This window comes from Rhizobium sp. RU36D, assembly GCF_900176345.1.
Taxonomy (GTDB): Bacteria; Pseudomonadota; Alphaproteobacteria; order Rhizobiales; family Rhizobiaceae; genus Allorhizobium.
Map to the genome: position 1 here is coordinate 54,426 of NZ_FWXU01000012.1, position 12,890 is coordinate 67,315.

Consider the following 12,890-nt stretch of genomic DNA (forward strand, 5'->3'; position numbering starts at 1 on the left):
GTGAAGAGAAGTGACCTCCGTCACAAAACCTTCATTTTGGCGAAAGGCTTTCTTGACGATTTGTCGTCAACGTCACCGGCATAAAACACAAAGAAATTGCGGAGATAAATCATGTATTCGGGTGCCGCCGTGGATCAGGGGGTCGTGAAGCGTTTCGCCAACGACCAGCTGATCACCCTTGCCAAGCTCGTTCTCGAAAACGCCTTCCAGCCCATCGTCGAAGTCGGGACCGGCGCAGTGTTCGGTTATGAATCGCTGATGCGCGGCCAGGATAGGATCGGTTTTTCCACTCCGCTGGAATTGCTGGACCAGGCAGAGGCCGGCATGCAGTTGCTGCCGCTCGAACAGATGATGGCCAACCGCGCGCTCGCCAAGTTTGCCTCCCTTCCGGATTATGGCTACTCGACGCTGTTCCTCAATCTCGATGTCCGCCTGATCCGCCATGGCGAGCGGCTGATGGAAGGCCTTCTGGAGCAGTTGAAGCGCGCCGGCATTCCCCCGTCCTCCGTCTGCTTCGAGCTGTCGGAGCGGTTCGACAACACGGGCGTTCCGGAATTTGCCGGCCTCGTGGATACCATGCGCAAGTCCGGCTTCAAATTGGCGATCGATGACTTCGGCGTCGGCCATGGCGAGATGAAGCTCTTGTGCGACTATCCGATCGATTACGTGAAGATCGACCGGCATTTCGTCGCCAGTGTCGATAGCAGTCCGCGCAAGCGCCATCTGGTCAAGAACATCGTCAACATCGCCCATGTGCTCGGTGTGCGCGTGATCGCCGAGGGCATCGAGACCGAGGCGGAATTCCTCGCCTGCCGCGAATTCGGCGTCGATATGGTGCAGGGCTGGTTCATTGCTCGCCCCACCACCTTCGTCAGCGAGCTGGTGCCGTCCTTCCCGCACCTGCAGGACCTCGGCAAGGTCAAGCGCACCAGCCAGTCGCTGGATGAAATCCTGATCCGCAAGCAGATCGAGCATCTGCCGACCGTGTTCGAACATGCCAGCATCGACAGCGTCTTCGACCTCTTCCGTCGCAATCCGCGCCAGAGCTTCTTTCCGGTGCTCAATGCCAATGGCGAGCCGCGCGGCACGATCAACGAGCATCACCTCAAGGAATATATCTACCAGCCCTTCGGTCGCGACCTGCTGAAGAACAAGGTTTACGAGCGCACGATCTCCCATTTCGTCGAGCGTGCACCGATCGTCGGCCTCGATGCCGATGCCGAGCGGCTGATGTCGATCTTTGCCAACACAGGCGGCAGCGATTGCGTCATCCTCACGGAAAACATGCGGTATGCCGGCGTCGTCTCCGCCGCCTCGCTGATCCGCGTCATCAATGAAAAACAGCTGCAGATCGCCCAGGACCAGAACCCGCTGACCAGCCTGCCGGGCAACCGCGCCATCCGCGACTTCATGCAGGATGCCGGCCGCGATGGCGATGAAACCCGGCATTTCTGCTACTGCGACTTCGACAACTTCAAGCCGTTCAACGACCACTACGGCTTCCACATGGGCGACCATGCCATCACCTTGTTTGCCGCCCTGATGCGCCGCTACTTCTTCTCCGAAGGCGATTTCCTCGGCCATGTCGGCGGCGATGATTTCTTCATCGGCGTGCGCGACTGGACCCGCGCCGAACTCACCGAAATCCTCGACCGGCTGCTCAGCGACTTCCACGACGATGTCATCGAGCTTTATTCCGATGAAGATCGCGCCCGTGGCCGCATCCACGGCGAGGACCGCAGCGGCATGATCCGGGATTTCGCGCTGATGCGCTGCTCCATCGGCGTGCTGGAACTGCCCCGGGGTCTGATCATCGACGACATCAACCGCGTCGGCGCCAGAATCGCCAGCATCAAGAAGCAGGCCAAGGAAAGCGACGGCGGCCTTGTGGTGGAGGCCTTCGGCTAATACCGCCGCGGATTGCTCCGCGACGGCTTAAATGCCTCCGTTCAGGGCTATTTCTCAGGCCTATTTCACTGCGGCATTGCCGCCATCGGCATAAAGGGCCGAGCCGGCGACGAAACTGGACATCGGGCTCGCCAGGAACAGCGCCGCGCGGGCGATCTCATCCGGCCTCGCAATGCGCTTGAACGCATGGAGGCCCGCCGCCCAGCTTTTCTGTGCCTCGTCACCGGCCATGGCGGTATCCGTGCCGCCGGGCAAAAGCGCATTGGCCCTGATGCCCTGGCTGCCATAATCGGCCGTGATCCCCTTCACCAATCCCATCAACCCCGCCTTGGAGGCGGCGTAGCATGCCATGCCCGGCAGGCCGACGCTGGTGCCGACAAAGCTGGAGGTAAAGATGATCGAGCCACCGCCACGCGCCAGCATGGCCGGAATCTGCGCCCGGCTGGCGAGGAAGGCGGAGGTCAGATTCGTCGCCAGTGTCTCGTTCCAGGCGTCAGGCTCCACCTCGGCGAGCGGCTTGTAGGGACCGATGGTGCCGGCATTGTTGAAGCCGATATCGAGCCCGCCGAACTCGCCGACCGCAGTCGCCACCAGCCTTTCATGTGTTTCTGCCAGCGCCACGTCGCCCACCACGCCGACGACGCGCCCGCCCCTGGCACAAATCTGGTTCACAACCGTCTCCAGCGCTGCTGCGCCGCGCGCGTTCAGAACCACGGCAGCACCCTCGGCTGCAAACACCTCCGCCGCCGCGCGGCCGATGCCAGACGACGCACCCGTGATGATCGCCACCTTGTTGTCCAACAGTCCCATCGAAAAGCCTCCTTGTGATTGGGGAGGCCGATGGATAGGGGCGGCCGACCCCGCCAGCCACCCGTTTCCTGCAGGATGAGGTGGCGTGGCCGGTCATGCGGCAACCCGTGTCAGCTCAAGGCTTGCAGTTCCGCCCATCGCGCCAGGAGCTCCGCCCTGAAGGCCTTCATAGTCATCGGCGGTCCGACATCGCCCGCAGCCTGCGGTCCAAGCGAACCACCAGGGTCGACCTTGCGACCAGGCGAGACCTCGTCGTGGCCAAAGACGTAGTCCAGTCGGAATGTCTGCTGATAGCGGCGCTTCAGCCACAGGAGGCAGGTGAGCAAGGCTTGATACTGGGCATCCGTATAGGGCACATAGGCGCCCGGCCTGATATTGTCGGTAAGCGATGCCACGTGACGCAGTTGAGCCCTCGAATACAGCTCGCCATTGGGATTGCGCACTTTGGCCCGCCCCTTGGCGTCAACGATGACCTTGCCGTGTTCATTGCGCACAGCGTCGAACCAGGGCACGAAGACGTTCTCGTCTTCGGTCGGATAGACATAGCCAGGGCAATTGACCTCGAAACCCACGTAATAGGCACTCACTGACGTCCTGCTGGTCTTCGGGCATTTGCTTTCACCGGCATGGTAGCCCCAGGACAACCAGTCCATATTCGACGGCAGGTAGATCTTGCCGCTGCGGCTGATCGTGACATAGGCGAAACCCTGTTCCTGGCCGGAGCGCAGCGTGTTCTTGCCGCCCCATTCCGGATCGTCGGCCCCGCGAGAGGGCACGCGCCTGCCGGCATCGTAGTGGACGATCGCACCTTCCAGCCCGTTCGGCCGCGTTCCACGCCAACGGTGCTGCACCGATGGCAGCGTGACGAAATCCGGCTCATCCAGTGATCCCAGATGGTCATCAAGCGTTTCACCGAGATCGCTGCGACTGGGCCGGTCGGGTTCCACGTCCTCCGACGGCGACACCTCCGAAAGAAGGCTCTGCGCCTCTGCCATCAGTCGTTCGACCTTAGCAACATAATCCCGATCGGCGGCGTAGCCTCGGCTTTTCAAGAAGCGAAGATAGCCGCACGGGTCCGTGGCATAGCTTTGCCAGCCGGCATAGATGCTGCGTCCAATGAACCGCCAATATCCCTGGATGAAGGCTTCGGCCGAGGTGAAGGCGCAGTAGTCATCAGCGCCGTCATGGGCGACATATCGGATCTTGGTGGCATAACCGGTCATTTCCTCCCGCCATTTCAGCCCGGCAAAATTGTAGTGCAGCCGCGCCAGATCGGAGGTGCCACGCCCTGACTCCAGGATCCATTGGGCCAGCGTGACGGCGCGCAAGGCGGGTGCCGGGATCTGCGCCACCCGTGCGGCTTGGACTAACTCATTCCAGATGCTCACGTTCTTCCTCCATGATAGGGTCGCGCGTCATCAGCCACGCGGCTGGCCGGCCCCGAGAAATCTGTCGATGATCGATGTGTGTTAGGCGTGGATTTCAGCGGCGCGTGCTGCCGCTATTTAAAGGCTGCGCGCAACTGGTTGACTGCATAGGGAGCAAAGAGCGATGCCCCGGCGAGGAAATAGGTTCCGACTGAGTTGATGACGGTGGCGAGGTCGCCCGCCTTGCCAATCAGCATCATGTAGAAAATGACGTTTCCGAGACCCCACAGGAAGCAGGCCATCACGATCATGCCCACCAGTCCGGTTACCCGGCTGTAGCTGGTTTCAGGATTTTCTACAGATGTACCAGCCGTCTCGGCAACGCCGGAGGTTGTAGTCGGAGCCTTCTCCAGGGCCGCTTCCTTCAGACTGACGCCGGCCAGGATGTATTTGAGAAGGACCATGATCCCGAGGTTGTAGACTGCCAATACCAGAATCAGAACGATAAGATCTTGCGAATTGCCATGCATGGCCCCCTCCATTTGATGGTAATGCAATCTTAAAATGCATAATTAAGAAATACAACTAATTTGTGTATCCATTTGCCGAACTCGCTTCGGTGCCAAGGTGAACATCCGGGAAGGAAGCCTCCGCGACCATCCACCTCCTTTTCATGACAGGCGGTCTGCTCTAGGTATCGGCGCTCAGCCAGCAAAGGAGGCCCAGGCCATGACCCTTCCCGCCACCATGCGATATGTCGATCTGCCGTCCTTCGGCGCGCCTGATGTGATGACGATCAAGTCAGGGCCCTTGCCGGCGGTGCGGCCGGGCGAGGTGCTGGTGCGGGTGGAGGCGGCGGGCGTCAATCGGCCTGATGTCGCGCAGCGCCAGGGTCATTATCCCCCGCCGAAGGACGCAAGCCCCGTTCTCGGCCTGGAAATATCCGGCGAGGTGGTGGCGCTGGGGGAGGGCGTTGTCGATCTGGTGCTGGGCGACAAGGTCTGCGCACTCGCCAATGGCGGCGGCTACGCCGAGTACTGCGCCGTTCCCGCCAGCCAGGCCCTTGCCATTCCCAGGGGATATGACTCGGTCAAGTCGGCGGCCCTCCCGGAGACCTTTTTCACCGTCTGGGCCAACCTGTTTCAGATGGCAGGCCTCACCGAAGGCGAGACGGTACTGATCCATGGCGGCACCTCAGGCATCGGTACGACCGCGATCCAACTCGCCCGCGCCTTTGGTGCCGAGGTGCTGACGACGGCAGGCACGGCGGAAAAATGCGCCGCCTGCGTCGATCTGGGAGCCGCGCGCGCCATCAACTACCGCGAGGAAGATTTCGTCGCCGTGGTGAAAGAGCACACCCAGGGACAGGGCGTCGATGTCGTGCTCGACATGGTCGGCGCCTCCTATTTCCAGAAGAACCTGGCCTGCCTTGCCAAGGATGGCTGCCTGTCGATCATCGCTTTCCTTGGCGGCGCCCAGGCCGAAAAGGTCGATCTTACCCCGATCATGGTGAAGCGCCTGACGGTGACCGGCTCGACCATGCGTCCCCGCACGGCGGAGGAAAAGCGCGCCATTCGTGATGATTTGAAGGCGCAGGTCTGGCCGCTGCTGGAAGCCGGGCAGGTGGCGCCGGTCATCCATACGGTCCTGCCATTCGACAGGGTCGTCGAGGCGCATCGGCTGATGGAATCGAGCGATCACATCGGCAAGATCGTCTTAACCCTGGATTAACCAGTCCTAATACCGGGTTAAAATGGGCTTCCCAGGTCTGCAGGCTGGCGAATGATAGGAGATTCTCGTGAGATATCAACTCACTTATGGATCGAAACCGTTACATAACGTGGCTTGAAACATGAGGCGTCTGCGCCTACCTTTTACCCATCGGCAACGTAACGAAAGGAAGGTGATCCAATGTCTAGTGAGATTTCGGTCTGTGTAGCGGGCAATGGAAAGGTAGCGGTTTTGACGGGGCAGCCCTCGGCCTGAACGCATCTTCCTTCGGACCGTCGAGAGACGGCCCGGGTTCGTTGAACCGGACCAGATTTCATGGAAGGGTCGCTTCGTGCGACCCTTTTTGCGTTTATGGCCAGCCGTACAATGCATCACAAGCCAAGGCTGCCAATGCCGGGCAGCTTGATGGCCGGGCGGGAAAAATCGATGCCCGCCACGAGGCCGAGGAAATGCACCTCCAGCCCGCTGCGCTGGCCGGCGGCAAACCCAAGCAGCCCCTGATAGCTCACATGCACATCGCGACCGTCGCTATCGATGGCAAGCAGCCGCCCATCGGCGATGTAATCGCGCCCCACCGCATCCGGCGGCAGCACGGCTCCGAGTTCCGGCACGGAGCGCAGCACATGGGCGACGAAGGTATTCGAATTCGGTCCGGGATAGATGCGATAGTCACCGGCCGATGAATGCGGATAGTCGGCAATGGCTTTCTCGACCGCCGGGATCAGCCGTTCCGCGGCAGGCCCGTGCACCGCGACAACCTGTTCGGGGGTGTTGGAATACCAGAAGGCATCCGGCGGGCGATGGTTGCGGCGGATCGGGCTTCCCCATCCCACCTTGTCATAGCGCACATAGTCGCCACCCTTTGCCTTGGTGACGATCCAGGCATGGCTGGCCACCGAGCCCTTGAAGCCGCCGGTACGGGCTGAAAACACGTAGATCGCCGCATCGCCGTCATCCGATGCCGGCTTCAACAGACCTGACGATGACCAATCCGCATCCCGCCAGTTGGCCGGATGGTCCCTTGTCACCCACAGGCCGGCCGAAACCAGCGTCGGCAGGATGAACACGACGAGGATGGTGAGCAGGAGCCGTTTGATATGCTTCATCAGGAGTCCCATGGAGCTGAGCGTCTTGATCTTATCGCGAGGGCCTTCCGGCGGGCCATCAACAATCCCGTTACCGCCCCCGGTCAGCCTGGCGCAATTCAGGCGCGATACCGCCCATAATGGAGCTTTGTGGCTGCTTGCGGGCCAAGGCTCCATCGCTGTGGCACAAGGGTCCGGACCCCATCCATGACGCGATCGAAAGCTCTGATCCGGAGGAGGTTGCGGCGTGGCCCAGGCGCTTCAAAAGGCAGTGCGCGAGTATGAGGCAAAGAACCTGCCAAAGGCGCTGACGATGGCGACCCAGTCTCTGGGCCGCAACCGCGCCGAAGATCCGGGGCTGCAGGCGCTGATCGGCAAGATCCAGTTCCAGCTCGGACGTCACCGCGAGGCCGCCGATGCCTTCGTACAGGTGGCCGAATACGGCACCAACGCGCCTCATATGCTGAAGCTCGCCGTTTCCCTCTATCGGACCGCCGGTGCTGATATCGAACTCATGCGCATCGGCCATGCCGCCGTAGACCTCAACCCTGCCGATGCCGATCTGGCCTTCTCCGTCGCCCAGGTCTTCTTCGCGCGCGGGCTTCTCGACGACATGCTGCCGCTGATCCCTAGGCTCGACCGCCGCAAGCCGCAGCATATGGCCCTGATCGTCAATCATCACCGCTTTTCCGGCCGCGACCAGGCCTTGTCCGGCCTGCTGCGCGAGGCGCTGGCTGAAGATCCGGGCAATGGTTTCCTGCAGGCGACCGCCCATATGATCGCGCGGGAAAGCTGCGACTTCGCCACCATGGAGCAACATGCGGCCCTGATGGCCAATCCCGGCCAGCCCCTGGTCGCCGCGATGCGGGAGCACGAGGCCGTGCTCAGTCGCCTGACCTGGAGCGATGACGAGGCCATCAATGCCCTGCCATCGCCGGAAAGTGCCGCCGCTGAGGCCACGCGTCCGGCGCCGGGCACGCCGCGCCGGGCCATCGGGCCAGCGGACCGCAAACTGCGGATCGGCTATCTCTCCAATGATTTCTTCCAGCACGCGACGATGACGCTGTTGCGTGACGCGCTGGAATGCCACGACCGCGACAAATACGATGTCACTCTCTTCTGCCACACGCCGGCCAACAGCCTGCACTTCCAAGCGTCATGGCCTCAAGTGCTGCGCGACAGCATCGTGCGGGTGGACGGCCTGAGCGACGCGGAGGCGGCGGCCCGTATCGACGAGGCCGGCATCGACATCCTGGTTGATCTCAAGGGTCACACGATGGGCGCGCGGCTCGGCATCGTCAATCTCTGCCGGGCGCCGATCAAGGCCACCTATATCGGCTTTCCCGGCAGCGTCACCGGCGTCGATCTCGACTATGCCATCACCGACCGGATCGTCACGCCGGATACATCCAAGCCCTTCTATGCCGAGAAGCTCTGCCGCCTGCCGGACAGCTACCAGGCCAACAGCCACCGCAGCCGCCCCCTGCCGGCACCTGCCAGCCGCGCCGATCACGGCCTGCCAGAGGATGCGCTGGTCATCGCCTCCTTCAACGCCACCCACAAGATCAACCCGCAGACGCTGGATGTCTGGGTTCGCGTGCTGAAAGCCGTTCCACAGGCGATCTTCTGGTGCATGTGCCCGAAGGCCCATGCGGCGGAAAACCTGCTGGCGGAACTGGAGCGCCGCGGCATCACCCGCGATCGCGTCGTCATCGCTGGCATGTGCCTTTATCCCGAGCATATCTCGCGCGTGGCGCTGGCCGATCTCGCGCTGGATACCTGGCCCTATAACGGCCATACCACCACATCGGACATGCTCTGGGCCGGGCTTCCGGTCGCCGCCGTCACCGGCAACAGCTTTGCGTCCAGGGTCTCCGCCAGCCTGCTGCACGCCGCCGGCCTCTCCGATCTCGTGGTCGCCAATCACGACGCCTATGTCGATCTCGTCGCAGCACTCGCCACTGACCGGGACCGTCGTGAGTCCATCCGCCGCCGCATTGAGGCCGCGCGCTTCACCGCCCCGCTGTTCGATGCCGAGCGTTTCGCCCGCCACCTGGAAACGGCCTATGAGATGATGGCGGAGCGCGCCCGCGCCGGCCTGGCGCCCGATCATATCGACGTGCCGGCATTACCGCCCCGTCAGGGTGGTTTTCAATCCGGTCAAACGTGAGGCCATCTACCCTGAAAACGATTCCGCTTTGGCCCGGAATGCGCTAAAGCCTCGCAATCCGTTTCTGCGAGGCTCTCCATGTCCAATCCCGTTACCGTTGAAGTCACCCGCGGCGCTCTTGTCGAAAGCCGCCATCGCGGCCTTGCCGTCGTTGTCGATGGCGACGGTCGGCTGGTGACCGCGCTGGGCGATCCCGATACGCCGGTCTTTCCGCGCTCGGCCTGTAAGGCCATGCAGGCGCTGCCGCTGGTGGAAAGCGGTGCGGCGGATGCCTATGGCTTCGGCGCTCGGGAATTGGCGCTGGCCTGCTCCTCCCACTCCGGCGAAGATGCCCATGTGGACCTTGCCGCCTCCATGCTGGCGCGCGCAGGGCGTGACGTGAACAGCCTGGAATGCGGCGCTCACTGGTCGTCCGACCAGGCGACGCTGATCCACCAGGCCCGCACCATGGACAAGCCGACCGCGCTGCATAACAACTGCTCCGGCAAGCATTCCGGCTTCATCTGCGCCTGCTGCCATATCGGCTATGAGCCCAAGGGCTACGTCACCTATGACCACCCGCTGCAGGCCGATATCCGCGGCGTCATGCAGGCTTTGACAGGCGCTGCCCTGACCCATGAAAACTGCGGCACCGACGGCTGCTCCATCCCCACCTATGCCGTGCCGCTATCGGGCCTGGCCCGCGGCTTCTCGGCCATGGCGACGGGCAGGGGACTTGAGCCGGTGCGCGCCAAGGCCTCGCGCCGCCTGATGGAAGCCTGCATGGCTGAACCCTTCTATGTCGCGGGGACCAAGCGCACCTGCACACGCATCATGGAACTGGCACCGGGCCGCGTCTTCGCCAAGACCGGCGCCGAAGGCGTGTTCTGCGCCGTCATCCCCGAGACCGGCGTCTCGATCGCCGTCAAGGCCGAGGACGGCACCACCCGCGCCGCCGAAAGCATGGTGCTCGCCCTCATCGCCCAGCAATTCGACAAGGGCTCGGCCGAGCGCGAGGGTTACCTTGCCATGGCCAGCCACACCATGAAAAACTGGAACGGCATCGCGGTCGGCGATGTCAGGGTGACGGACGCGTTGTTTGGGTGAGGGGTGATCGCGGCCGCGCGCCTGAACGCGAGGGGGCAGGATTGTCCTTTTCAGTTTGCCAAATAAAGAGCATATTGATGTGATGACCGAGCTACTTGAACATGCGGTTGCGCGCCTTCGCGCTCTACCGCACGATCAGCAGGATGAACTTGCCCGCGTGGTTTTGCGTCTCGCGGGCGAAGATGACGATACGGGTGTTTATCAACTCACCCAAAGCGAAAGGGCGTCACTCGAAAAGTCCCGATTGCAGGCGGCGCGTCGCGAGTTTGCAACGGATGAGGAAGTCCGCAGCGTCTGGGCGAAACACGGCCTGTGAAGCTGGCTCATGCCAGACCGGCTCTGACGCCTTAAGTCTTTGAAGATCAATCACGTCGTTCTTCTCACCTCATCCCCCAATCACCTCCACATCCGCTTCCCGATACGGCGCCAGCATCGCGTCGCTCAAGCCCGCCGGCACGATCAGCCCGGTGATGCCCTCCAGCGGCAAGATCCGGCAGGGTGATATCATGTCCAGTTTCTCGCTTGTCACCGGCAGGTAGGTGGCCGCGCTGCGCTCAGCGATCAGCCGCTTGATTGCCGCCTCCTCGAAATCGCCCGTCGTCAGCCCATGCAGCGGATGCACGGCGGTGGCGCCGAGGAAGAAGATGTCGGGCCGGATCAGCCGGATGGCATCTGCGGCGATTGCGCCGACCGCCACCATCGAGTGCTTGTAGAGCCGCCCGCCGATCAGCAGCACCTCGGCACGGTGATGTTCCAGTGCGGCCGCGATGGTCGGTGAATGGGTGGCGACCGTCAGTGCCATGTCATGCGGCAGCGCCGCGGCGATGGCGGCGGTCGTGGTGCCGCCGTCGAGGAACAGGGTTTGCCCCGGCTTCACCAGCGCCACGGCCAGCGCTGCCAAGGCCACCTTTTCGTCTGTCGCGATCACCTGCCGGCGGGAGAAATCCGGCAGATCGGGCGAAATCGGCATCACCCCGCCATGGACGCGTTTCACCAGGCCCTCCGCCGCCATGTCCCGCATGTCCCGGCGGATCGTGTCTTCGGACACCCCGAGTTCTGAGGCAATGGTCTTGGCGATGGCCTGTCCGTCGCGACGGAGGCAGTCGAGGATATGGGTTTTGCGCCTGTTGGTCAGCATGCACGATCCTGCACGAAATTTAACTTAACTGCACGATAGCACAAAATTTGACTCGACAATCAAGAAACTTCGCGCATATTCGTGCAAATTACCGCATGGGCGGGAAATCACGGAGAAAGACAATGTTGATTTTGATTGCTGGCCCCTATCGTTCGGGCACCGGAGACGATCCGGCCAAGATGGCCGCCAACCTGAAGGTGCTGGAAGCGCCGTCGCACGCGCTGTTCAAGGCCGGGCATGTTCCGATGATCGGGGAATGGGTGGCGCTGCCCATCTGGCATGCGGCCGGTGGACGCCATGTCGGAGACGATCTCTACGAGGAGATATTCCATCCCGTTGCCGGGCGCCTGCTGCAGCTCTGCGAAGGTGTATTGCGCCTGCCGGGAGCGTCCAAGGGCGCCGATAACGACGTGCGCATCGCCACCGAACGCGGCATCCCCGTCTGGTACCGGCTGGAAGACGTGCCCGGCTGCGCGTGAGCCGTTAACCAGCCCGCGATGACACCGGAAGCAATCAGGACTGCGGGCCGAGCCGGCGTTCGATTGCTTCTATCCGCTCGGTCAGCTCGCGCAGCAGAATGTTGTTGTGCGTGCTGCCCTGGATGGCGTTCAGAACGTCGTTATACTGCGAGACGGCTTCGGTTTGCAGCGTCTTGATGTCCAGGCCGTTGCTGTTGACCGCGTTTTCCAGCTCGTCCAGCCGCAATAGGATGCCATCGAGCTGATGCGAAATCTTGGTGTGCATTTGGCTGATGTCGCCGCGCACTTGGCCCATCTCGCCGCGCACCTGCTCCACCCCGGATCTGACGTCGCCGAGATCCTGCCGGTGTTGATGCGCGTGCCGGTTGAGCTTGACGATTTCCGTCTCGAAGCGTCCAACCGCTTCGATATGCCGGCCGATGCCCGTATTCATCACCTTGATCGTTTCGATCAAGGATGAGAACTGACCGTAAAGTCTCTTTGTAAACTCCAGCTCTTCGGACATGTGGCTCTCGCTCTTCAAGCCTTTTGAAGATAGCGGTTTTTGCAGCAAGTTACAACCTGCGGTCTGAGGGTGGCGCAACCAGCGAAGCCGCCGGCGGTTGCCATCCCTACACCGCGAAGATGCCCGCCTCGTCGGCAAAGGCCTTGAACTCCAGTGCGTTGCCGGAGGGATCGTAGACGAACATGGTTCTCTGCTCTCCGGCCTCGCCCTCAAAGCGCAGCTTGGGTTTCAGCCCCCATCGGGTCGCGGGGTCGGCTTGCAGTCGGCTGGCCAGGCTGACGAAGTCATCGACATTGAGGATGACACCGAAATGCGGGATCGGCACCACCTCGCCATCGACGGTGCCGCTTGCCCGGTCCACCGGCATGTCAGGGCGCAGATGGGCCGACATCTGGTGGCCGAAAAGATCGAAGTCGAGCCATTTGCCCGGGCTTTCCCGGCCGATCCGGCAGCCCAGCACATCGCCATAGAAGCGGCGTGTCGCTTCCAGATCGGTCACCGCAAAGGCGAGGTGGAACGGGCGCATGATCTTCTCCCCCGGGAAAATACGTCTCCCCCTTGTTACCGCAGGATCGATCCGGTGCAAACGGGGGAGATGCGTGCAGGGCAGG

Annotated in this window: 13 protein-coding genes; 6 read left to right on the top strand and 7 right to left on the bottom strand. The window is 62.3% G+C overall.

Annotated elements, in window-relative coordinates:
• The first annotated feature begins 111 nt into the window (after positions 1–111).
• The gene (locus B9A97_RS15945; protein WP_084366346.1) at positions 112–1,908 is read left to right on the top strand and encodes a bifunctional diguanylate cyclase/phosphodiesterase; all 1,797 of its coding nucleotides are present in this window, start codon (positions 112–114) and stop codon (positions 1,906–1,908) included.
• Positions 1,909–1,968: 60 nt separating this feature from the next.
• Here B9A97_RS15945 and B9A97_RS15950 read toward each other — a convergent pair whose 3' ends face one another.
• The 3 genes from B9A97_RS15950 to B9A97_RS15960 form a co-directional block, all read right to left on the bottom strand.
• Positions 1,969–2,718 (bottom strand): SDR family oxidoreductase, encoded by a 750-nt coding sequence (locus B9A97_RS15950; RefSeq protein ID WP_084366347.1) that lies wholly within the window; start codon positions 2,716–2,718, stop codon positions 1,969–1,971.
• A gap of 110 nt (positions 2,719–2,828) precedes the next feature.
• Entirely contained in the window at positions 2,829–4,106 is a 1,278-nt protein-coding gene (locus tag B9A97_RS15955; RefSeq protein ID WP_084366348.1) for a glucosaminidase domain-containing protein, read from the bottom strand.
• A 113-nt stretch (positions 4,107–4,219) separates the two neighbouring features.
• On the bottom strand, positions 4,220–4,615 hold the full coding sequence (locus B9A97_RS15960) for a hypothetical protein (RefSeq protein ID WP_084366349.1): 396 nt from the start codon (positions 4,613–4,615) through the stop codon (positions 4,220–4,222).
• A 199-nt stretch (positions 4,616–4,814) separates the two neighbouring features.
• Between B9A97_RS15960 and B9A97_RS15965 the strand changes: the two genes are divergently transcribed.
• Positions 4,815–5,816, top strand: coding sequence for an NAD(P)H-quinone oxidoreductase (locus tag B9A97_RS15965; RefSeq protein WP_084366350.1), 1,002 nt, complete (start codon positions 4,815–4,817; stop codon positions 5,814–5,816).
• A 371-nt stretch (positions 5,817–6,187) separates the two neighbouring features.
• Here the strand turns inward: B9A97_RS15965 and B9A97_RS15970 are convergent, their stop codons facing one another.
• The gene (locus B9A97_RS15970; RefSeq protein WP_084366437.1) at positions 6,188–6,922 is read right to left on the bottom strand and encodes a DUF3750 domain-containing protein; all 735 of its coding nucleotides are present in this window, start codon (positions 6,920–6,922) and stop codon (positions 6,188–6,190) included.
• 226 nt (positions 6,923–7,148) lie between these two features.
• On the opposite strand from B9A97_RS15970, the gene B9A97_RS15975 reads away from it, so the two are divergent.
• The 3 genes from B9A97_RS15975 (at position 7,149) to B9A97_RS15985 (ending at position 10,473) form a co-directional block, all read left to right on the top strand.
• The gene (locus B9A97_RS15975) at positions 7,149–9,071 is read left to right on the top strand and encodes an O-linked N-acetylglucosamine transferase, SPINDLY family protein (RefSeq protein ID WP_084366351.1); all 1,923 of its coding nucleotides are present in this window, start codon (positions 7,149–7,151) and stop codon (positions 9,069–9,071) included.
• 78 nt (positions 9,072–9,149) lie between these two features.
• Positions 9,150–10,157, top strand: a complete 1,008-nt coding sequence (locus B9A97_RS15980) for an asparaginase (RefSeq protein WP_084366352.1) — start codon at positions 9,150–9,152, stop codon at positions 10,155–10,157.
• An 82-nt stretch (positions 10,158–10,239) separates the two neighbouring features.
• Positions 10,240–10,473 carry a hypothetical protein gene (locus tag B9A97_RS15985; RefSeq protein ID WP_084366353.1) on the top strand — a complete coding sequence of 78 codons (234 nt, stop codon included), beginning with the start codon at positions 10,240–10,242 and terminating at the stop codon, positions 10,471–10,473.
• A gap of 69 nt (positions 10,474–10,542) precedes the next feature.
• Here B9A97_RS15985 and B9A97_RS15990 read toward each other — a convergent pair whose 3' ends face one another.
• Positions 10,543–11,295, bottom strand: coding sequence for a DeoR/GlpR family DNA-binding transcription regulator (locus B9A97_RS15990; RefSeq protein ID WP_084366354.1), 753 nt, complete (start codon positions 11,293–11,295; stop codon positions 10,543–10,545).
• A gap of 122 nt (positions 11,296–11,417) precedes the next feature.
• Between B9A97_RS15990 and B9A97_RS15995 the strand changes: the two genes are divergently transcribed.
• Positions 11,418–11,774: a DUF4406 domain-containing protein gene (locus B9A97_RS15995; protein ID WP_084366355.1), complete on the top strand. Its 357-nt coding sequence runs from the start codon at positions 11,418–11,420 to the stop codon at positions 11,772–11,774.
• A 34-nt stretch (positions 11,775–11,808) separates the two neighbouring features.
• On the opposite strand, the gene B9A97_RS16000 is transcribed toward B9A97_RS15995, so the two are convergent.
• Positions 11,809–12,327, bottom strand: a complete 519-nt coding sequence (locus tag B9A97_RS16000) for a hypothetical protein (protein ID WP_143530504.1) — start codon at positions 12,325–12,327, stop codon at positions 11,809–11,811.
• 58 nt (positions 12,328–12,385) lie between these two features.
• On the bottom strand, positions 12,386–12,805 hold the full coding sequence (locus B9A97_RS16005) for a VOC family protein (protein WP_084366357.1): 420 nt from the start codon (positions 12,803–12,805) through the stop codon (positions 12,386–12,388).
• Positions 12,806–12,890 lie beyond the last annotated feature (85 nt).